The 20,754-nt window shown below is 73.9% G+C and carries 17 protein-coding genes and 1 riboswitch; of the genes, 6 read left to right on the forward strand and 11 right to left on the reverse strand.

The genetic code is table 11. From position 1 onward, the window contains the following. Positions 1-77: 77 nt before the first annotated feature. From AB0O36_RS12945 to AB0O36_RS12955, 3 genes are read left to right on the forward strand one after another with little or no spacing between them, the layout of a single operon-like run. Positions 78-1,166 (forward strand): sulfite oxidase, encoded by a 1,089-nt coding sequence (locus tag AB0O36_RS12945; RefSeq protein ID WP_365108204.1) that lies wholly within the window; start codon positions 78-80, stop codon positions 1,164-1,166. 12 nt (positions 1,167-1,178) lie between these two features. Beyond that, a complete protein-coding gene (locus AB0O36_RS12950; RefSeq protein WP_365108207.1) occupies positions 1,179-2,537 on the forward strand; it encodes an MBL fold metallo-hydrolase in 1,359 nt (452 codons plus the stop codon). Between the two features lie 16 nt (positions 2,538-2,553). Beyond that, on the forward strand, positions 2,554-3,459 hold the full coding sequence (locus AB0O36_RS12955; RefSeq protein WP_365108210.1) for a sulfurtransferase: 906 nt from the start codon (positions 2,554-2,556) through the stop codon (positions 3,457-3,459). A 36-nt stretch (positions 3,460-3,495) separates the two neighbouring features. Here AB0O36_RS12955 and AB0O36_RS12960 read toward each other — a convergent pair whose 3' ends face one another. The 3 genes from AB0O36_RS12960 to AB0O36_RS12970 all read right to left on the reverse strand — a co-directional run bounded on the left by AB0O36_RS12960 (position 3,496) and on the right by AB0O36_RS12970 (position 7,319). Continuing rightward, on the reverse strand, positions 3,496-4,890 hold the full coding sequence (locus AB0O36_RS12960) for an FAD-binding oxidoreductase (RefSeq protein WP_365108213.1): 1,395 nt from the start codon (positions 4,888-4,890) through the stop codon (positions 3,496-3,498). Positions 4,891-4,961: 71 nt separating this feature from the next. Further along, on the reverse strand, positions 4,962-5,708 hold the full coding sequence (locus tag AB0O36_RS12965) for a hypothetical protein (RefSeq protein ID WP_365108215.1): 747 nt from the start codon (positions 5,706-5,708) through the stop codon (positions 4,962-4,964). Between the two features lie 366 nt (positions 5,709-6,074). Further along, positions 6,075-7,319, reverse strand: coding sequence for a cytochrome P450 (locus AB0O36_RS12970; protein ID WP_365108218.1), 1,245 nt, complete (start codon positions 7,317-7,319; stop codon positions 6,075-6,077). A gap of 307 nt (positions 7,320-7,626) precedes the next feature. On the opposite strand from AB0O36_RS12970, the gene AB0O36_RS12975 reads away from it, so the two are divergent. Further along, the gene (locus tag AB0O36_RS12975) at positions 7,627-8,796 is read left to right on the forward strand and encodes a steroid 3-ketoacyl-CoA thiolase (RefSeq protein ID WP_365108220.1); all 1,170 of its coding nucleotides are present in this window, start codon (positions 7,627-7,629) and stop codon (positions 8,794-8,796) included. A gap of 458 nt (positions 8,797-9,254) precedes the next feature. Here the strand turns inward: AB0O36_RS12975 and AB0O36_RS12980 are convergent, their stop codons facing one another. The 7 genes from AB0O36_RS12980 to AB0O36_RS13010 all read right to left on the reverse strand — a co-directional run bounded on the left by AB0O36_RS12980 (position 9,255) and on the right by AB0O36_RS13010 (position 17,728). Next, the gene (locus AB0O36_RS12980; protein ID WP_365108223.1) at positions 9,255-9,659 is read right to left on the reverse strand and encodes a transglycosylase SLT domain-containing protein; all 405 of its coding nucleotides are present in this window, start codon (positions 9,657-9,659) and stop codon (positions 9,255-9,257) included. A gap of 318 nt (positions 9,660-9,977) precedes the next feature. Next, a complete protein-coding gene (locus AB0O36_RS12985) occupies positions 9,978-10,859 on the reverse strand; it encodes an ECF transporter S component (protein ID WP_365108226.1) in 882 nt (293 codons plus the stop codon). Next, a complete protein-coding gene (locus AB0O36_RS12990) occupies positions 10,856-12,940 on the reverse strand; it encodes an ATP-binding cassette domain-containing protein (RefSeq protein ID WP_365108229.1) in 2,085 nt (694 codons plus the stop codon). Before AB0O36_RS12990 ends, AB0O36_RS12985 begins: the two co-directional genes overlap by 4 nt. Next, positions 12,937-14,289 (reverse strand): energy-coupling factor transporter transmembrane protein EcfT, encoded by a 1,353-nt coding sequence (locus AB0O36_RS12995; protein WP_365108231.1) that lies wholly within the window; start codon positions 14,287-14,289, stop codon positions 12,937-12,939. Before AB0O36_RS12995 ends, AB0O36_RS12990 begins: the two co-directional genes overlap by 4 nt. Beyond that, the gene (locus AB0O36_RS13000) at positions 14,286-15,032 is read right to left on the reverse strand and encodes an SCO2322 family protein (RefSeq protein ID WP_365108234.1); all 747 of its coding nucleotides are present in this window, start codon (positions 15,030-15,032) and stop codon (positions 14,286-14,288) included. The genes AB0O36_RS12995 and AB0O36_RS13000 overlap by 4 nt, the downstream gene beginning before the upstream one ends. After that, positions 15,029-16,318, reverse strand: coding sequence for a prenyltransferase/squalene oxidase repeat-containing protein (locus AB0O36_RS13005; protein ID WP_365108237.1), 1,290 nt, complete (start codon positions 16,316-16,318; stop codon positions 15,029-15,031). Before AB0O36_RS13005 ends, AB0O36_RS13000 begins: the two co-directional genes overlap by 4 nt. Positions 16,319-16,431: 113 nt before the next feature. Further along, a riboswitch (cobalamin riboswitch) is annotated at positions 16,432-16,511 on the reverse strand. A gap of 86 nt (positions 16,512-16,597) precedes the next feature. Beyond that, positions 16,598-17,728, reverse strand: coding sequence for an MBL fold metallo-hydrolase (locus AB0O36_RS13010; protein ID WP_365108240.1), 1,131 nt, complete (start codon positions 17,726-17,728; stop codon positions 16,598-16,600). Positions 17,729-17,987: 259 nt separating this feature from the next. Between AB0O36_RS13010 and AB0O36_RS13015 the strand changes: the two genes are divergently transcribed. Both AB0O36_RS13015 and AB0O36_RS13020 read left to right on the forward strand, forming a co-directional pair. Next, positions 17,988-19,496 carry an aldehyde dehydrogenase gene (locus tag AB0O36_RS13015; RefSeq protein ID WP_365108243.1) on the forward strand — a complete coding sequence of 503 codons (1,509 nt, stop codon included), beginning with the start codon at positions 17,988-17,990 and terminating at the stop codon, positions 19,494-19,496. Beyond that, complete coding sequence (locus AB0O36_RS13020) at positions 19,496-19,729, forward strand: ferredoxin (RefSeq protein ID WP_365108246.1); 234 nt, start codon at positions 19,496-19,498, stop codon at positions 19,727-19,729. The genes AB0O36_RS13015 and AB0O36_RS13020 overlap by 1 nt, the downstream gene beginning before the upstream one ends. A gap of 224 nt (positions 19,730-19,953) precedes the next feature. On the opposite strand, the gene AB0O36_RS13025 is transcribed toward AB0O36_RS13020, so the two are convergent. Next, a complete protein-coding gene (locus tag AB0O36_RS13025; protein WP_365108249.1) occupies positions 19,954-20,622 on the reverse strand; it encodes a TetR family transcriptional regulator in 669 nt (222 codons plus the stop codon). Positions 20,623-20,754 lie beyond the last annotated feature (132 nt).

The following is a 20,754-nucleotide window of genomic DNA, read 5'->3' on the forward strand; positions in this document are numbered from 1 at the left end:
GGGCCGGCCCCGCGGTCGTAGACTGAAGGGGACCCGCGTCGTGCTCGCCCGGAGCCCGATGGAAGGGACGGGCCACCATGACCGCACGGCCGATTCCCCTCGGACCCGGGGCCACCGCCTGGGCACCCGAGACGGTCACGACCGACCCGTACAACGCCCAGACGCCCTCGGCCGCGCTGGCCGAACCGGTCACCCCGGTGGGCGCCTTCTTCGTCCGCGACCACTTCGGCATCCCGGAACCCGACCCCCGCACCTGGCGGCTCCGCTTCGACGGCGCCGTCGAAGCCCCCTTCGAACTCCGCCACGACGACCTGCTCGCCCTGCCGCACCGGGAACTCGACGTGGTCCTGGAATGCGCCGGCAACGGCCGCGGCATGATGTCCCCGCGCCCGCCCGGCCTCCCCTGGGACCAGCGGGCGGTGGGCTGCGCCCGCTTCGCCGGTGTACCGTTCCGTGCCCTCGCCGCCAGGGCCCTGATCAGGCCGGACGCCGTGGAGATCGTCTTCGCCGGAGCCGACGCGGGCACCGTCCGCGACCGCCGGGTGCACTTCGAGCGCAGTCTCCCGCGGGCCGCCGCCCTCCACCCGGACACCCTCCTCGCCACGCGCATGAACGGCGAACCCCTCGCGCCCGAACACGGCGCCCCGGTCCGCCTGGTGGTCCCCGGACGGTACGCCGTCGCCGACGTGAAGTGGCTGGTCGGCATACGGGCCGTCACCGAGCCCTTCACCGGCGTGTTCCAGGCCGAGGAGTACGTCTACGAAGACGCGCGCGGCACCCCCGAAGGCCCCGTGACCGCGGTCCGGGTCAAATCCCTCATCACCGCGCCCGAACCGGACACGGCCCTGCGCCGCGACCACGAGACCGTCGTACGCGGCCGGGCCTGGTCCGGCGGCGGGTTCCGGGTGTGCGCGGTCGAGGTGAAGGCCGCCTTCCAGGACGACGACCCGGCCCCGGAATGGCAGCAGGCCGAACTGGAACCCCCGGCCGGCCGGTACGCCTGGACCGCCTGGTCCTTCCGCTGGACCCCGCACCGCCCGGGCCCCTGCCGGGTGCTGGCCCGCGCGAGCGACACCCACGGCGACACCCAGCCCGTCCGGCCGCCGTGGAACGCCCGCGGCTACGGCTGCAATCCGGTGGCGTCGGTCGACGTGGTCGTCGTGTGAGGCGGTGACGAAGTGCACGGGATCGAGACGGTGACCACCACCGGCCTGGGCGACACCAGCTACCTCCTGGTCAGCGGGGACGAGGCCGCACTGGTCGACCCCCAGCGGGACAGCTGGGACCTGCTGGAGTCCTGCGCCGCCCGCAAGCTGCGCATCCGGTACGTCCTGGAGACCCACGTGCACAACGACTACGTCTCCGGCGCCCTGGAGGTCCGCGCCGCGACCGGCGCCACCGTGGCCGTCCCCGCCCGCGTCCCGTACGCCTTCGACCACCTGCCGCTCGCCGAGGACGACGAGATCACCCTCGGAGACCTGACCGTCCGTGCGATGGCGACCCCCGGCCACACCGTCGAGCACACCGCCTACCTCGTCCTCGACGGCACCGGCGGGCCGCCGGCGGCCGTGTTCACCGGCGGCAGCATGCTCGTCGGCAACACCGGCCGCACCGACCTGGCCGGCGACGACCTCACCGAGCGGCTTGCCCGCGCCCAGTACCGCACGGTCCGGCGGCTGGCGCTGCTCCCCGACCCCACGCGGGTGCTGCCGACGCACGGCGCGGGCAGCTCCTGCGCGGCCGGCCCGGTCTCGGCGGCCCGCACCACCACCGTCGGCGCCGAACGCCTCACGAACCCCGCGCTGACCGCCCGCGACGAGGAGGAGTTCGTCCGCACCAGGCTGTCCGGGCTGCCCCCGTACCCCGCCTACTACCGCCACATGGCCACCATCAACCGGAAGGGTCCCGAGGTGCTCGGCGGCGTGCCCGCGCTCCGTCCGCTGACCCCCGAACAGGTGGAGGGCCTGTACGGGCGCGGCGCGCAGATCGTCGACGGCCGCGACCGCCGCACCTTCGCGGCCGCGCACGTGCCCGGCGCACTCTGCTTCGAACTCGACGACCGCTTCGCGAGCCTGGTCGGCGAGGTCGTGCCCTTCGGCACCCGCCTGGTGCTCGTCCTGCCCGAGCCCGCCGACGAATCCGCCGCAGAAGCCGTCCGCCAACTGCTCCGCATCGGATACGAGAACACCGCCGGGTACCTGGCGGGCGGGGTCGGCGCCTGGGCCGCCGCCGGCCACCCGGTGCGCTCCTTCCGCACCGCCGACGCCGCGGAACTGGCGGCCCGGCTCGACCGCACGCGGGTGCTGGACGTGCGGCCGGAGCACCCCGAGGGCGGCATCCCCGGCACGCTCACCGTCCCCCTCGCCGAACTGCCGCGCCGACTGGGCGAGATGCCCAGGGACGGGGAGATCTGGACGGTCTGCGCCAGCGGACGCCGCGCGACCATCGCCGCGAGCCTGCTCGACCTGGCCGGCATCCCGGTCACGGCCGTGATCCGGGGCGGCGTGGGGGAGTTGGGGGAACACGCACACACATAGAAAGAGGGAGAGCGCCATGGGAGGCACTGCACCCACAGGAGGCACCGCAGCCACAGGAGGCACCCCACCCACGGGTGGAAACGGCTACGCCCATCCCGAGACCCTGGTGGACACGGACTGGCTGGCCGCGCACCTCGACGACACGACGGTGCGCGTCATCGAGGTGGACGAGGACACCACCGCCTACGAACAGGGCCACATCCCGGGGGCCGTGGGCTGGAACTGGACCACGGACCTGCACGCCCCCGTGGGCCGCGACTACCTGGACCGCGAGGCCCTCGGACGGCTGCTGTCCGAGGCGGGAGTCGACTACGACACCACCGTGATCCTCTACGGAGGCAACAACAACTGGTTCGCCGCGTACGCCTACTGGATCATGCGGCTGCGCGGCTTCAACAAGGTCAAGCTGCTCGACGGAGGCCGCAAGAAGTGGGAACTGGACGGCCGGGAGACGACCAGGGAGGTCACGCACCACCGGCACACCGACTTCACCGTCACCGGCCAGGAGAACCCGCAGTTCCGGGCGATGCGCTCCGAGGTGCTGCAGGGCCCGGCCGCACACATGGTCGACGTCCGCTCCCCGGAGGAGTACCGGGGTGAGCGGCTGGCACCCCCGCACCTGCCGCAGGAGCAGGCGCAGGTGCCCGGCCACATCCCCGGCGCCGCCAACATCCCCTGGTCGCAGGCCGCCAACGACGACGGCACGTTCAAGTCGGCGCAGGAGCTGGAGGCCCTGTACACCGGCAAGGGAGTCACGTCCGACCGCGAGGTCATCGCCTACTGCCGCATCGGCGAGCGCTCCTCGCACACCTGGTTCGCACTGCACGAGCTCCTCGGCTATCCGGACGTCAAGAACTACGACGGCTCCTGGACCGAATACGGCTCGCTGGTCGGCGTCCCCGTCGAGCTGGGGCCCCGCTGAGCCCGGGGCCCCTCCCCGGGCCGGGCGGGACGCGCCTCAGGCCGGCGGGACGTTCTGGTTGAGGCGGAACACGTTGTCCGGGTCCCAGCGTGCCTTGAGCTCCCGCAGGCGCGCGTACTTCGCGGTCCCGTACGCCTGCTCCACCCGCTCCGCGCCCTCCTCCATCAGGAAGTTCGCGTAGACGCCCGCCTGGTGCGGGGCCAGCGCCGACCACAGGCCGCGCGCCCAGGCCCGCTCCTGCTCGAACCCCTCGGCGTCGAGGCAGGTGGCGTTGATGTTGAAGGTGTGCCCGGAGGAGCGCCCGCCGAAGGCCGTCCCGTCCTCCCCGGCCCGGGCGATGGCCCCGCCCAGCTGGAAGATCGGGAAGGCGGTGTAGGGGGAGACGATCCGCGCCGCGTGCTCCGCGGTGGTGTCGATCACCTCGTCCGACAGCCGCTCCACGTCCAGGGACCTGAAGTAGTACCAGCGGCCGGGCGGGAAGGAAGGATCGAACATCGCCTGGTGGGCGGTGAACGGCTTGGGTGCGCACAGGTCCAGCACCGGCGGCGGGCCCCACTCCCGCAGCGGCCGCACCACGCGCTCGCCCTCCTCGACGGGCCCGCAGTGGCAGCACACCACCATCACCACGTGCTCGCCCTGCAGCGCGGCAGGGACGTACGGCAGGGCCGGGGCCCGGCGGTGCACCACGGCCGTGGTCAGCTCGTCCGGGACGTCGGTGATCCAGTCCCGGTAGAAGCGCAGCAGCCGGGCCGAGTCGGCGACCCGCCACATGATCGGGCCGGCCAGCACGACCGGGCCCACCGGGTTCAGGCGGAACTCGAACTCCGTGACGATGCCGAAGTTGCCGCCCCCGCCGCGCACGCCCCAGAACAGGCCGGGGTTCTCGTCCTCGCTCGCCCGGACCAGGCTGCCGTCGGCGGTGACCAGGTCCACGGCCAGCAGCTGGTCGACGGTGAGGCCGTACTTGCGCATCAGCCAGCCGATGCCGCCGCCCAGAGTGAGTCCGGCGAGCCCGGTGTGGGTGACGATCCCGGCGGGCACGGCCAGTCCGAACGCCTGGGTCTCGTGGTCCAGCTCCCCGAGCAGGACGCCCGCCTGGGCGCGCACGGTGCGGGCCTCCGGATCGACCCGGACGCCCTTCATCAGCGACAGGTCGATGACGATGCCGCCGTCGCACACGGAATGGCCGGGGAAGCTGTGGCCGCCGGATCGGACGGCGAGCGGGAGCCCGGCGCCGGCGCCGGTGGTGGCCAGCCGGACCGCCGCGATCACGTCCGCCGCCCCCGTGCAGTAGGCGATCAGCTCCGGTCGGCGGCTGATCGAGGCGTTCCACACCCGGCGGGAGGTTTCGTACGCCTCGTCCCCGGGCCGCACCAGCGGCCCCCGGAACGGCGATGGGTCGAGCGCGGCCCTGGCCATCGGCATGGGCATGTTCCCAGTCTGGCACCGGGCGGCCGGAACGGCGCCGCGGAGCCTGCCGGGGTGGCCGACGGTCGTCCGGGTCAGCCGAGGGTGGTCTGCGGGAGTGAGGCCGCGGCCGGGCCGGTGCCGGCATCGGTGTCGACGAGCGCCACGATCAGCGGGTTGGGCCCGGCCGGGGCGCCGTCGAGGGCGCGGAGGCGGTAGCGGACCGTGGTGACCGCCTCCCGGGCCAGCGGGGTGCCGCCGGTGAGCTGCCCGTACGGCATGACGTCGTTGGCGATGCGCAGCGGGGCCGGGCGCCAGGAGCCGGTGGCGGGGTCGCGGCGCTCCAGGCGGTGGCCGGGGAGGGTGCCGCCCGGCGTGGCCTCCATCTGGAAGGCGAGCAGCAGGTGGCGGTAGGCGCGGGTGTTGCCGTTGCGCAGGGTGACGGTGAACTCCCGGGCGGGACCTCCGGGCTGCAGCAGGAGCCGGCCGCCGGGTGTGCCGACCGTCATCGTGAGCCGGGTGGGTACGGGCGGCCCGGCCGCGGCCTTCGAGGCGGTGGCCGGGGTGGCTGCCGCCGTGGCCGACGGGCCGGGTGAGCCGGGAGCGGTCGCCGACGGCCGGGGAGAGGAGGAGCCGGAGACGGAGGGGGAGGGTGCTGCCGGAGGGGCGACAGGGCTCGGCGAACCCGACAAGGCGGGAGCGGCGGGAGTGGCGGATGTGGCCGGCGGGTTCGCCGGGGCCGGTGCGGTCGTGGTCTTGGCCGCCGTACCGGATCCCGGCGTGCAGGCGGCGGTCAGGGCCGCGGCGAGGGCCCCGATGAAGAGCGCACGGGTGCGGCGCATGTGGTGGTGTCCCTCGGGTGCGGGTCGTTCGGTTGCTCGGGGAAACCTAACCGCTGCAGGACACGGGGACGACGAGGTCGGATAACGCTTTCGGCTCCGCACGGCCCGGGGCCCGCGGACCGGGAACCCGGCTTGGGGCGGGCTGAGGGCGGGCTGCGGGCGGGCTGCGGGCGGTCCGCAGGCCGAAGGGGCGCCGGGGCACGAATGCCCCGGCGCCCCTTCGGCTGGATCGCCGCTCCTGTCATGATCTGCCCGGCTCACCCGTTCCGCCACTCGGGCGAGGGTGCGGCGGAGCACAGGCGTCCGCAGACGGCAGGGGCCCGGCGTGGAGGGTGTGGCCCCTGCCGTCCCGGACTGCCGGGTCGGTCAGCCGTGGACGACCCGGAGTTCCTTGATGCCGTTCAGCCAGGCCGCGCGCAGCCGGCGCGGGGCGCCGTCGGCCGCCCGGAGGTCCGGGAGGGCGTCCGCCAGCGCGTTGAAGATCAGGTCGATCTCCAGGACGGCCAGGGACTTTCCCAGACAGAAGTGCGGGCCGCCGCCGCCGAATCCCAGGTGCGGGTTCGGGTCGCGGCTGATGTCGAAGACATCGGGGTTCTCGAAGACCTCGGGGTCGTGGTTGGCGGAGGAGTAGAACATCCCCACCCGGTCGCCCTTCCTGATCTTCCGGCCGCCGAGCTCGGTGTCCTGCGTCGCCGTCCGCTGGAAGGAGATCACGGGGGTGGCCCACCGGACGATCTCCTCCGCGGCCGTCGAAGGCCGGGTCCTCTTGTACAGCTCCCACTGGTCGGGGTGGGTCAGGAAGGCGTGCATGCCGTGGCTGATCGCGTTGCGCGTGGTCTCGTTCCCCGCGACCGCGAGCAGCAGGACGAAGAAGCCGAACTCGTCGGAGCTCAGGTTGCCCTGTCCCTCGGCGGCCACCAGCTGGGTGACGATGTCCTTCGCCGGGCACTGCTTCCGGTCGGCCGACATGTTCATCGCGTAGCCGATGAGTTCCATCGCCGCCTCGGCGCCGACCTCCTCGGTGATGGCGTACTCCGGGTCGTCGTACGCGATCATCTTGTTCGACCAGTCGAAGATCTTCGTGCGGTCCTTCTGCGGTACGCCGATCAGCTCGGCGATGGCCTGCAGCGGCAGTTCGCACGCGATCTGCGTGACGAAGTCGAAGGCCCCGCCGCCCGCCGCCTCCTTGGCTCCGGCCACGATCTGCCGGGCCCGGTCGCGCAGGGCTTCCTCCAGACCGCGGATGGCGCGCGGGGTGAAGCCGCGCTGCACGATCTGGCGGACCCGGGTGTGCTCCGGCGGATCCATGTTCAGCATGATCAGGCGCTGGGCATCTATCTGTTCGCGCTGGATGTGCTCGTTGAAGCGGATGATCGCGGTGTTGACGCTGGAGGAGAAGAGTTCCGGGTGCGTGGAGACGTACTTGACGTCCGCGTGCCGGGTGACGGCCCAGTACCCCTCGTCGTCGAAGCCGGTGATGCCGCGGGGCTGCGGACACCACCAGACCGGTGCGGTCTGCCTCAGCTGCGCGAACTCCGGGTAGGGGACGCGGGACTGGAGGAGATCGGGGTCCGTGGCGTCGAAGCCCTCGGGCAGCGCGGGACAGGTCATCGGGCTCTCCACATCTGATCTGGTCCGATCCGATCCGACTGAATTCTGACGGCCCATCAGAAAACTGACTTGAACGTAGTAACGAGTTCTAGAAGTGGCAAGGGTCGCGGCAGCAACTGTTGCGTGGCGCTCCGTGTGGATACGGTGCACAGGGCGTGCAAGACCCTTGCGTGATGGGGCTCCGGACCACTAAGACTTCGGGAGAGAACTAGAACGCGTACTAGTTACCTCAGGTAAGTCAGGTCGGCGGGGCGCCGGGACGGTCCGCCGTGCAGGACGTGCACGATGTGCAGGAGAGGACGAGCTCATGGCCGCGGAACCCGTCATCGTCGAAGCCGTACGCACCCCCATCGGCAAGCGCGGCGGCGCGCTCGCCAACCTCCACCCCGCCTACCTGCTGGGCGAGACCTACCGCGAACTGCTCGCCCGTACGGGCATCCAGCCGGACTGCGTCGAGCAGATCGTCGGCGGCACCGTCACGCACGCCGGCGAGCAGTCGATGAACCCCGCCCGGACCGCCTGGCTCGCGATGGGGCTGCCGTACGAGACCGCCGCGACCACCGTGGACTGCCAGTGCGGCTCCAGCCAGCAGGCCAACCACATGGTCGCCAACATGATCTCCGGCGGGGTCATGGACATCGGCATCGCCTGCGGGGTCGAGGCCATGAGCCGGGTGCCACTGGGCTCCGGATCCAAGCACGGCCCGGGCAAGCCCTTCCCCGACGAGTGGAACGTGGACCTGCCCAACCAGTTCGAGGCCGCCGAGCGGATCGCCCGTAACCGCGGCCTGACCAGGGAGGACGTGGACCGGCTCGGTCTGCTCTCGCAGGAGCGGGCGGCCGTGGCCGTGGCGGAGGAGCGGTTCAAGCGGGAGACCTTCGCCGTGCAGGTGCCGACGACGGAGGAGGAGCAGCATGCCGGCCAGGGCATGTGGCGGCTGGTCGATCGGGACGAGGGGCTGCGCGACACCTCCATGGAGGCGCTGGCCCGGCTCAAGCCGGTCATGCCGACGGCCGTGCACACCGCGGGGAACTCCTCCCAGATATCCGACGGCGCGGCCGCGGTGATGTGGGCCTCGCGCAAGATGGCCCGCGCGCTGAAGCTGAAACCCCGGGCCCGGATCGTCGCGCAGACGCTGGTCGGCGCGGACCCGCACTACCACCTCGACGGGCCGATCGACGCGACCCGGGCGGTGCTGGGCAAGGCCGGCATGTCGCTGAAGGACATCGATCTGGTCGAGATCAACGAGGCGTTCGCGTCGGTGGTGCTGAGCTGGGCGAAGGTCTTCGGCCAGGACCTGGAGAAGGTGAACGTCAACGGCGGGGCGATCGCCCTGGGGCACCCGGTGGGGGCCACCGGCGCCCGCCTGATCACCACCGCCCTGCACGAGCTGGAACGGCGGGACAAGGAGTTCGCGCTGATCACGATGTGTGCCGGGGGCGCGCTCGCCACCGGCACGATCATCCAGCGGCTGTGACGTAGCCGGCCGGTGCTGCTCCGGCGGCGCCGTGGGTGCCGCCGGTCATCGACCCTGTGGGATGGGATGCGGAAGGCCCCGGCGGCCGGACCTGGGGAGGTCGGCCACCGGGGCCTTCGCGTGCGTGTGGGTCGGCGCTGTCGCGCCGTTCTCCGACGCGCGGGCCGGCGTCGCGCTGCGCGGTGTCGCGCCGTGCGCGGACGGGCCGTGGGCCGTCGCGTCGGGTGTCGGCGTGCGGTGGGCCGTCGCGCCGTGCGCGGACGGGCCTGCTGCCATCACGTCGTGCGGTGCGTTTCGCACCGCGGGTGCTGCTCGTACTGCGGGTGGTGCAGGTCTTGCCGGTGGTGCTGGTGTTGCAGGTCTTGCCGGTGTTGCTCGTGCTGCTGGTGTCGCTGGTCCTGCCGGTTCCGCTGGTCCTGCTGGTGCCGTCGCGCCGGGTGCGCGGGGCGTTCACCGGCTTAGTACCAGTGGTTGGCCTGCCAGAAGTTCCAGGCGCCGACCGGGGAGCCGTAGCGGGAGTTCATGTAGTCCAGGCCCCACTTGATCTGGGTGGCCGGGTTGGTCTTCCAGTCCGCACCGGCGGAGGCCATCTTCGAGCCGGGCAGGGCCTGGACCAGACCGTAGGCGCCGGAGGAGGCGTTGGTCGCGGACGGGTTCCAGCCGCTCTCGTGCTCGACGATCTTGCTGAACGCGGCGAACTGGGCCGGGTCCTTGATCATCTGCTGGGCGATCGCCTTGGCGCCACCGGGGGCGGCCTGGGCGGGAACGGCGGCGAGCAGCGAACCGGCGGCGGCGAGGCCGACGACGGTGCCGGTGAGGGCCTTCTTGGAAGCGGCGATGCGGCGGATGGCGGAGATGGACAAGGGAGGACCTTCCGTGGGGAACAGGGGCAGTCGCGCCGCATGTCGAAGACATGCGTGAGCCACTCACGCGGAGGAGAGGGGTTCGTCCGGCGGGGGGCTGTGCGCCCCGGCCGCCTCGGCGACGAGAACCAGTTAGCCAGGCCGCCGACGGCCTGGCAATGCCCTCCGTCTACGACCGCGGGTAGTGGCGGGGGCCTTCGGGCAGGGCCGTGGGTCCGGTGGGAAAGCCGCAGGTGGAGGGGTGGGCGGAGGGGGTGCGGGAGGGGGCGGAGGAACTACGGTCCCGGGTCGTATGTGACCTGGGTCCTGTGGGGCGCCTCACCGGCCGGCGGCCCGGTTCTCACCTTCTGTGGTCACTCGTACCCCTTTCGGGGGTGTGTCCTGGGCCACTACACCCCCGGATTCGAAGGTGGCGGACGCGTCGAAGGCCGCTTTCCGGGTGGCCCGGCGGAGCGCCCGCAGCACGGTGGCACCGAGGACCAGGGTCAGTACGACGGTCAGCGAAGCACGCCCCAGGTCCCAGCCGAGGGAGGTGGCGAGGTAGTAGGCGGCGAACCGGCCGAGGTTCTCGGGCAGCGGGTCACCCGCCTGGAAGGAGATGTTCTCGGCGTACCGGAAGAACACCCAGCCCTGCAGGTTCATCACCAGGCCGTAGCCGAAGGAGGCGACGAAGCCGTACGCCGCCAGCAGCCACAGCTCGGCGCGGCCGCGGAGCCGGGCCCGGCCGGGCAGCAGGCCCGCGCCCAGCGCGAACCAGCCCAGCGCCAGCATCTGGAAGGGCATCCACGGCCCCACCCCGCCGGTGAGCAGGGCGGACGCGAACATGGTGACGGCGCCCAGGACGAACCCGAAGCCCGGCCCGAGGACCCGGCCGCTCAGCACCATCAGGAAGAACATGGGTTCCAGCCCGGCGGTGCCCGCGCCGAGCGGGCGCAGGGCGGCGCCGACCGCGGCGAGGACCCCGAGCATGGCCACGGCCTTGGCGTCCATGCCGTCGTCGGCGATGGTGGCGACGACCACGGCGACGAGCAGGGGCAGCAGTGCGGCGAACAGCCAGGGGGCGTCCTGGGAGTGCGCCAGCCCGGACCGGCCCGAGGCGAGCAGCGGCCAGCCGAAGGCGGCGATGCCGATGAGGGTGACGAGGGCGAGGGCGGCGGCGGCGCGGGGGCCGACGGGGACGGGGCGGGGGGTACGGCTCACAGGTCGGCCGCTCCGGTGCCGGGGGCTGCGGGTGTTCCGGGTGCTGGGTGTGCTGGGTGTGATGCGTGTGCCGTGTGCGTTTCGGATGCGTCGGCCGGGTGCGGGCCGCTGCGGTAGGTGCGGCCGGGGCGGGGGGCCGGCGGGGTGGCGGTGTCGTCGACCGGGACGGCCTCGGCCTCGGCGTCGGTGTCGGTGTCGGTGTCGGGGTCGGCGTCGGCGTCGGTGTCGGCCTCGGGGTCCGGGTCGGTTCCTGTGCCGGTGCCTGTGCCTGTGCCGTCGACCGGGGGTGCTCCCGTCAGGGCTTCGGCGACCTGCGACACCGTGAGCCACGGGGCCGGTGCGAGGATCTTCGCGACCTGAGGGGAGAAGGCGGGGGAGGAGACCACGACCTCGGCGGTCGGACCGTCCGCCACGATCTCGCCGCCCGCGAGGACGACCACGCGGTGCGCCAGCTCGGCGGCCAGTTCCACGTCGTGGGTGGCGAGCACGATGGCGTGGCCTTCGGCCGCGAGCCCGCGCAGCAGCTCGATCAGCCGGGCCTTCGCGGCGTAGTCCAGGCCGCGGGTCGGCTCGTCGAGCAGCAGCAGGCCGGGCCGGCCGGTCAGGACGAGGGCGAGCGCGAGGGCGAGGCGCTGGCCCTCGGAGAGGTCGCGGGGGTGGGTGCCGTCCGCGACGTCCGGGAGCAGGGCGGACACCAGGGCCCGGCAGGTGCCGGGGGCGGCGCCCGCGTCGGCGTCGGCCGCCTCGCACTCCGCCGCGACGGTGTCGGCGTAGAGGAGGTCGCGGGGGTCCTGGGGGACGAGGCCGACCCGGCGCACCATGGCGCGGGGCGCGGTGCGGTGGGGTACGGCGCCGCCGACGGTGAGGGAACCGGAGGCGGGTTCGAGCATGCCGACCAAGGTGGAGAGGAGGGTGGACTTGCCGGCGCCGTTGCGGCCCATCAGGGCGATGGTCTCGCCGGGAGCGACGGTCAGGTCGACGGCGCGGAGGGTTTCGGTGCGGCCGCGGCGCACGGTGAGCGCGTCGGCTTCGGCGAGGGGGGTGGGGGCGGGGTGGCCGGGGCGCGGCTGCGTGGGCGCGGCGGGGCTGCGCCGGAGGCGGGCGAGGATTCCCCCTCCCCACCCTCCCCCTGGCTTCGCCGGGGGGACCCCCATCCCGAAACTCGGGGCTCCTCCCCCGGACCCCGCCGGGGCTCCGCCCCCAGCGCCCGCGAAGGCCGCGCCCTCCGACCCCGTCGGCGCCGCGCCCCAGTGGTGGGGCGGCGTCGCCGGCAGGCGGTGGTGGAGGGTCGGGGCGTGGCGGCGGGCGTCGCGGATGGAGAGGGGGAGGGGGTGCCAGCCGGCCAGGCGGCCCAGGGCCACGACCGGGGGGTGGACCGGGGAGATCGCCATGATCTCCGCGGGGGTGCCCAGGAGCGGTGCCGCGCCCGGCGCTTCGAGGAGCAGCAGGCGGTCGGCGTACTGGACCACGCGCTCCAGGCGGTGCTCCGCCATCAGCACCGTGGTGCCCAGGTCGTGCACCAGCCGCTGGAGGACCGCCAGGACCTCCTCGGCGGCCGCCGGGTCCAGGGCGGACGTGGGCTCGTCCAGCACCAGCACCTTCGGGTGCGTGGTCAGCACCGAACCGATCGCCACCCGCTGTTGCTGGCCGCCCGAGAGGGTGGTGAGCGGCCGGGCGCGGAGTTCGTTCAGGCCCAGCAGGTCCAGGGTCTCCTCGACCCGGCGGCGCATGACGGCGGGCGGCAGCCCCAGCGACTCCATGCCGTACGCCAGCTCGTCCTCGACGGTGTCGGTGACGAAGTGGGCCGGCGGGTCCTGGCCGACCGTGCCGACCACGTCCGCGAGTTCCCGCGGCCGGTGGGTACGGGTGTCCCGCCCGGCGACCGTGACCCGGCCGCGCAGGGTGCCGCCGGTGAAGTGCGGAACCAGGCCGGAGACCGCGCCCAGGAGCGTGGACTTCCCGACACCGGAAGGGCCGACGAGGAGGGTGAGCTCGCCCTCCGGGATCGTCAGGTCGGCGTTGCGGAGCGCGGGTCCGGCGGCGCCGTCGTAGGAAATGGAGACCTGTTCGAAGCGGATCACGGTGACAACGTCTCCTTCGGCGGTACGGGCGCCACGAAGGCGGGGAGCAGGCCGATCAGGACGGCGGCCGCGGGCCACAGCGGAAGGCCGGGGGCGACCAGCGGCACCACGCCCGGCTTCAGCCCGGCCGGGTCGATGCCCGAGGCGTGGATCATCAGGGCGGCGACGGCCGCGCCCGAGCCCGCGACCAGCCAGGAACGCACGCCCCACCGGTCCGGCCGGTAACGGGTGCGGACGCTGCGCCGGCCGCCGAGGCGGAGCCCGGCCAGGGCCAGGACGAGCCCGCCGAGCAGGACCGGCACCCCGTACGCGGCGCCCGCGGCGGCGAGCAGCCCGTACGTGCCGGCGCACATGCCGATCAGGCCGCCGAGGGTGAGGACCGCGGTGGTGCGCCGTACGGCGGGCGGGACCGCGGCGGTGCGGCCGTAGCCGCGGGCGTCCATGGAGGCGGCGACCGCCACGGAGCGTTCGAGCGCACCCTCCAGGACGGGCAGGCCGATCTGGGCGACGGCCCGGATGCCGCCGGTCGGACGGCCGCGCAGGCGGCGGGCCCGGCGGAGGCGGGCCACGTCCGCGACCATGTTCGGCGCGAAGGTCATGGCGACGACGACGGCGACGCCGGCCTCGTAGAGCGCGGCCGGCAGCGATTTGAGCAGACGGGCCGGGTTGGCGAGGGAGTTCGCGGCGCCGATGCAGATGAGGAGGGCGGCCAGTTTGGCGCCGTCGTAGAAGGCGAAGACCAGCTGCTCGGCGGTGACCCGGCCGCCGAGGCGGATGCCCTGCGCCCAGGCGGGCAGCGGCACCTCGGGGAGGGTGAAGAGGGTGTGCGCGCCGGGGACGGGGGAGCCCAGGAGCACGGAGAAGGCGAGGCGGAGGGCGAGGACGAACAGGCCGAGCTTGATGAAGGCGGAGTAGGAGCGGGCCCAGGGGGCGGTGGTCTCGCGGCGGGCGGCGACGACGTAGCCGGCGACGACGACGATCAGGCCGAGGAGGAGGGGGTTGGTGGTGCGCGAGGCGGCGGTGGCGAGGCCGAGCGCCCACAGCCACCAGGCGCCGGCGTGGAGGGCGTTGGCGCGGGTTGCCTCCGGCGGGGCGAAGCGGCTTTGCCGGTGACCCGGCTGGTCTTCGTGTCCTTGGCCTTGGCCGCGCCGGTACGTCGCCCTGCGCGCGGTGGCTGCGGGGGCTGCGGGAGCGGCTTCGCCCGAGGTGCGCCCGGCCTCCGGCCGGGCGGTGTTCCCACCCGCACCACCCGTGCGGGCCGTGGGAAAGGTGCGGGTGGCCCCGGTGGGCGGTACCGCGCCGTCGGCGGCCGCGGGCCGTCCGGGCGTGTGCTCGGGCGGGGGTGTCATCGGGTGCGGCGGCGGGACTGCAGGACGGCGGCTGCGCCCACGGCCAGGATCGCGGCGATGCCGGCGAGCAGGCCGACGGAGGGGCCGGAGCCCGCCGAGCCCGAAGCAGAGTCCGAGGCAGAGTTCGAAGTCGAGTGCGCCGTCGGGTCCGTGGCCGGTGCGGGCGAGCCCTGGGCGGCAGCCGGTGAGGAGGCGGGGTCCGTGGTCTTCGCGGAGGTGCCCGCCGTGTCAGCGACCTGCTCGCCGCAGCCCGACCGGGGATACCCGGAGATCGCGCACAGCAGGGCCGCGCTGTTGTAGCGGAGCGGCTTGGCGACCGAGGCCAGGGCCTCGGCCGCCGTACCCGCACGGTCCAGCACGGCGCAGGCCGTGCGCGGGGCGTCCTGCGGCGGGGTCTCGCCCGCGGGGGCGTCCGACGGGAGGCCGAAGTCGACGACCACGGCCACCCGCTTCCGGCCGGCGGCGGCCGGCGTCGACCCGCAGACCGCGGCGAAGTCCGCCGCGGCCCGCGGCTTGGCGACCTCCGCCGAGGCGTCCGCGCTCACCACGAAGCGGAAGCCCTGCACGGAGCCGTCCGCCGGGCGGGCCAGCGAGGGCCCCTGCGTCGCGTACGTCCAGCCGCCGTCGCCGGTGCCGTCCCAGAACGACCAGTAGCGGTATCCCGCGGCATGGGCGGGCGCGGCGACGAGGACGGCGAGGACCGCGGCGAGCAGCAGGGCGGCGGCGGAGGTCGCCCGCCTCACGGCTGCTGCTTCTTCCGGCGGCCGCTCAGCAGGATGCCGATGCCGACGCCGGCGGCCGCACCGGCGCCGATGGTCCACCACAGGCCCGAGCCCGAGCCGTCCTCGCCGTCCTTCTCGTCCTTCGGAGGCATGGCGCCCGTGGCCCTGGTCGGGGCCGCCGCCGGGGCCGGGCCCTGGCCGTTGAGGGCCGCGACCAGGTCGGTGCCGCCGAACGCCCGCGGGTCGGTGCCGCCCGCGTGCGCGGCCAGGACCAGCTGGGCGTACGCGGCCGGGCCGGCCGTCTTCGCCCAGGCGGCGGCGTTCTGCTGCAGCCAGGCCAGCGGCTTCGCCGCGGCCTGCTGGTGGCCCGCTGCGGCCAGCGCGACCACCGCGTCGGCGGTGTTGCCGAAGTCCGGCTGGTCGGTGGCGCCGGGCATCGCCGACATCAGGTGGTCGCCGGAGGCGGCCATGGTCCGGCTCAGGTAGCCCGCACCGCCGGCCACCGCCTGCGCGGGGTCGCTCGCGCCGCCCGCCGCGCACGCGACCGGGTTCGGCCCGACCGGCCGGTCGGCGGCCGGGGGAGCGATGACCATGCCCTTGCCGAGCACGCCCAGTACCGCGGCGGCGGTGGCGTCCGCGTTGGCGATGAGCTTGGTGGCCTTGTCCTGGGACGCGAACGCGCCGAGGTCGGTCTCCTTCGAGATGCCCTCCTCCGCGCACGCCAGCTGGAAGCCGCGCAGCGCGTCGTACGGGGTCTTGCCCGTCTTCGACTTGGTCTCGGCGGGCTTCTCGCCGGCGACCGCCAGCGCACCGGCCACGATTCCGGTCGAGTTGGCGTCCGTACCGAAGTCCATGGCGCCGCCGCCGGGGTTGTAGCTCCAGCCGCCGTCGTCGTTCTGGACCGACTTCAGCCAGTCCACCGCCTTCTTCACCTGTGCCTCGTGGCCGCCGAGCGCGGCCAGCGCCTGCACGGCCGCCGCGGTGGCGTTGGAGTCGGGTGCGGCGGAGGCGTCGCACGCCTTGGCCGGGTCCGGGCGGAAGGCGGCGAAGGCGCCGTTCGCGCACTGCTGGCCGGTCAGCCAGTCCACGGCCTGCGGCGCGGGCGTCACGCCCACGGTGTCCTGCGCGACGAAGGCCAGGGACTGGCGGAAGACGCCGTCGTAGGTCGGGTCGGCGGTGCCGTACAGGCCGGAGGGGATGACCACCGGGGACGGTGAGGGGGACGGCGCGGCGAGGGCGGCGGGAGCGGCGGCCGCGCAGAGCGCGGCGGAGACGGCGAGCGTGGCGGCGCTGCGGCGGACGTTCATGACGGGGCGGGTGCCTCTTCTGCTGGGGAGCGGGAGGCGGGCGCGCGCCCGGGCAGGCGCTGCCGTGCTCCGGCTCCGTTGACCTCGACGGTGCCGGCCACCCTTCCGGCACGGGGCATTCCGGCTTCCCGGCACCCGACGGGCGGGGCGGGTCACGGCTGCGGGTCAGTGCCGGATTCGCACCGGCTTCCCCCCGTACGGAAGTGTTGACGACCCGCTCACTCTACCGGCCCGTGTCCGGGCGCCCCCGCCCCCTCATACCGTTCGGTACGTCACTCCTCACACCGCTCGCACCGCCCGGTAGGCCACCGGGGACGAGCCCGGGACCGCCTCCACGCGGCCCAGCTTCACCAGCCGGCGCAGGTGTGCCTCGGCCTCCGAGACGGCGATGTTGCGGGAGCCGTACGGGATCTGCGCCCAGGGCCGGTTCCACTCCATGCGCTCCGCCAGGTCCCACGGGGTCAGCGGTTCGGCGCTCAGCAGCCGGTGCAGTCCGTTCAGGCGGTCCTCGTGGTGGGCGAGGAGCTGCCGGACCCGGTCGGGGGCGTCGGTGAAGGCGTGCTGGTGGGCGGGGAGGACTTCGGCGGGGGCGAGCCGGCCGATGCGTTCGAGGGAGTCCAGGTAGTCGCCCAGGGGGTCGGTGACCCGGGTGACGCCGTCCTCGTCGGGGGCTTCGTAGAGGCCGATGTGCGGGGTGATGCCGGGGAGGAGGTGGTCGCCGGAGAAGAGGCGGCCGTTGCCGGGCAGGTCGGCCGGGTGCCGCTCCTCCAGGTGCAGGCACACGTGGCCCGGGGTGTGGCCGGGCGTCCAGACCGCGCGGAGCCGGCGGCCGGCCAGCGGCAGCAGCTCGCCGGGGACGATGTCCCGGTCGGGGATCGCGGCGCCCAGTCCGGGCAGGGTCCGCAGCCTGCCCGCCTCGCGGGCGGCGCGCAGCGGGGCGAGGTGTTCCTCGGGCGCGCCGGCGGCGGCGAGCTTGTCGGTGAGGTAGTCGTACCAGGTGCCCGGTTCGGTGCTGCGGGTGCGCCGGACGACCTCGGAGTCGGCGGGGTGCATGGCGATCCAGCAGTCGGCGGCCTCCCGGACGCGTCCGGACAGGCCGTGGTGGTCGGGGTGGTGGTGGGTGATGACCACGCCGTGGACATCGGAGACGGGGATGCCGAGGCGGGCGAGGCCGGCGGCCAGGGTGTCCCAGGAGGCGGGGTCGTCCCAGCCGGTGTCGACGAGGACCGGGCCGCGGCCGGTGTCGAGGACGTGGACGAGGGTGTGGCCCAGGGGGTTGTCGGGGATGGGGACCCTGAGGGAGTGGACCCCGCCGCCGTGGTCGGTCACCTCCGGTGCCACTGCGACCTCCGACACCGCTGCGACCTTCGACGCCTCGGCGCCCTCCGACACCGCTGCCGCATCTGGCATCTCTGCCACCTCAGATGTCCCTGACGTCTCTGCCATGGGGTCCCCCATCCGGATTCCGGGTCGCGCTGTGACGAGAACTCGTTCCAGTCATCAGTAGTAGCCCAAGTCGACCATCTCGCGCACCCGTTGCCGCCGTATTGGATCTGCTGTCGCACTTCTGTCCTGGGCGTGGACTCCTCCAACTAGAACTGGTATCAGTTCTGCACGTTCTGAAATACCGTCAAGGTGGGCGTCGCAGGCAGCGCAGGAGGCATCAGCCATGACCGAGCTCGTGGAACACGGAAAGCTGTTCATCGGCGGGGAGTGGGCCGATCCGCTGGGCGGCGACACCATCGAGGTCGTCTCCCCGCACACCGAGCAGGTCATCGGCCGCGTCCCGCACGCCTCGCGGGAGGACGTCGACCGGGCGGTCGCCGCGGCGCGGCGGGCCTTCGACGAGGGACCGTGGCCCCGGCTCCCGCTGGAGGAGCGGGTCGCGGTGGTCACCCGCATCAAGGACGCGATCGCGGTGCGGCACGAGGAGATAGCCCGGTCGATCAGTTCGCAGAACGGCTCCCCGTACTCCTGGAGCGTCCTCGCCCAGGCGCTCGGCCCGATGATGGTCTACGACGCGGCGATCACGGTGGCCCGCGACTTCCCGTACGAGGAGTACCGGGCCGGGGCGCTCGGGCCGATCCTGGTACGGCGCGAGCCGGTGGGCGTGGTCGCGGCGGTGATCCCGTGGAACGTGCCGCAGTTCGTGGCGGCGGCGAAGCTGGCGCCGGCCCTGCTGAGCGGCTCGACGGTGATCCTCAAGCCGTCGCCGGAGTCCCCGCTGGACTCGTACATCCTGGCCGACATCGCCCGTGAGGCGGGGCTGCCCGAGGGCGTGCTGTCGATCCTCCCGGCGGACCGCGAGGTGAGCGAGTACCTGGTCGGCCACCCGGGCGTGGACAAGGTGTCCTTCACCGGTTCGGTCGCGGCGGGCAAGCGCGTGATGGAGGTCGCGGCGCGCAACCTGACGCGGGTCACGCTCGAACTGGGCGGCAAGTCCGCGGCGGTGGTGCTGCCGGACGCCGACCTGGCCGCGGCCGTCCCCGGCATCGTCCAGTCGGCGTGGATGAACAACGGCCAGGCGTGCGTGGCCCAGACCCGCATCCTGGCGCCCCGCAGCCGGTACGACGAGGTGGCGGAGGCGCTGGTGGCGGCCGTCCGCGCCCAGGTCGTCGGCGACCCGCTGGACCCGGCCACCCAGATCGGCCCGCTGGTCGCGAAGCGGCAGCAGCGGCGCTCGCTCGACTACATCGGGATCGGGCAGGAGGAGGGCGCGAAGGTCCTCACCGGCGGCGGGGTACCGGCCGGGCTGGAACGCGGCTGGTACGTGGAGCCGACGCTGTTCGGCGGTGTGGACAACTCCATGCGGATCGCCCGGGAGGAGATCTTCGGGCCCGTGGTCTGCCTGCTGCCCTACGGCGACGAGGCGGAGGCGGCGCGGATCGCCAACGACTCCGACTTCGGGCTGAGCGGCAGCGTGTGGACGGGCGACGTGGAGCACGGCATCGACTTCGCGCGGCGGATCCGCACGGGCACGTACAACGTCAACACCTTCAGCCTGGACATGCTCGGGCCGTTCGGCGGCTACAAGAGCAGCGGTGTGGGACGGGAGTTCGGGCCGGAGGGCCTGAGCGAATACCTGGAACACAAGATGATCCACCTGCCGGCGGGGTACGCGCCCCCGGCCGCCACCCCGCAGGCGGACGCGGGAACCGGCGCCGGGGCCGGGGCCTGATGGGCGACCGCTGGCACGTGGAGGTCGACCGGGGCGTCTGCATCGGCTCCGGCATGTGCGTGAACCACGCCCCGGAGGGGTTCCGACTGGACTCGGCCCGGCAGTCCCACCCGGCGTCGGCGGAGACCGACGCCAACGAGGGCGTCCTCGCGGCGGCGGAGGGCTGCCCCGTCGAAGCGATCATGATCACCCTCCTGGGCTCCGGCGAACCGGTCTTCCCGCCGGAGGAATAGCCCGCCCTGCACGTGCGTGCCCCACGCCTGCGCCGCGCGCCACCCTGCGCGCGGCGCAGGCGGTTCGGCGTGCCGGGCCCTCCGGCCCTTGGCGACCGGCCGGGGTCAGGGACCGGCCGGGGTCGGGAGCCGGCCGGAGTCAGGAACCGACCGGGCTCAGGAACCGACCGGGATCAGGAGCCGACCGACGTCAGGAACCGACCGGGATCAGGAGCCGACCGACGTCAGGAACCGGACTTTTCCCGGGAGCGGGGAGCGGCCGGCCCGGGTGCGGCCGCCGGAGGGGCCGTCAGGTCGATCAGGCGGCAGACCGTCTCGATGTCGATCTTGACCTGGGCGATCGAGGCGCGTCCGGACAGCCAGGTGATCAGCGCCGAGTGCCAGGTGTGCTCGATCACCCGGACCGCCGACAGCTGTTCCGCGGTCGGGGGCGCGTCCAGCCCCATCGCGTCCAGGATGATCGCCGTGGTCAGCCGGGACACGGTGTCCACCTCGGGGCTCACGCTGCGGTCCGCGAAGGTCAGTGCCCGGACCATCGCGTCGGCCAGGTGCGGCTCGCGCTGCAGGGCGCGGAACGCCCGCATCAGGGTCTCGGCCACCCGAGCGGCCGGCTCCTCGGCGGCCGGCGGCCGCTTCCGCAGGGTCGCGTGCATGTGCTGCAGCTGGTCCTGCATGGTGGCCACCAGCAGGTGCACCTTGGAGGGGAAGTAGCGGTACAGCGTGCCGAGGGCGACGCCGGAGGACTCGGCGACCTCCCGCATCTGGACGGCGTCGAACCCGCCGCGGCCGGCGAGCTGGGCGCTGGCGTGCAGGATCCGGCGGCGACGCGCCTCCTGGCGCTCCGTCAGCGGCGGGGACGCCGGAGTGGTGACGGCCTTGGCTTCCGCTGTCATATGTCCCGTTGTCCCGTTCCGAGCCGTTCCGAGTGGTCCACGTGGGTCAGTTGGTCCAGCCGGTCCGGGCGGTTCGGCTGGTTTTTCCGCGCCGTTCCGGTCGTCCGGCCGACCGGTCCGGGGGCCAGCATC

The organism is Streptomyces sp. NPDC089799 (assembly GCF_040684755.1).
Taxonomy (GTDB): domain Bacteria; phylum Actinomycetota; class Actinomycetes; order Streptomycetales; family Streptomycetaceae; genus Streptomyces.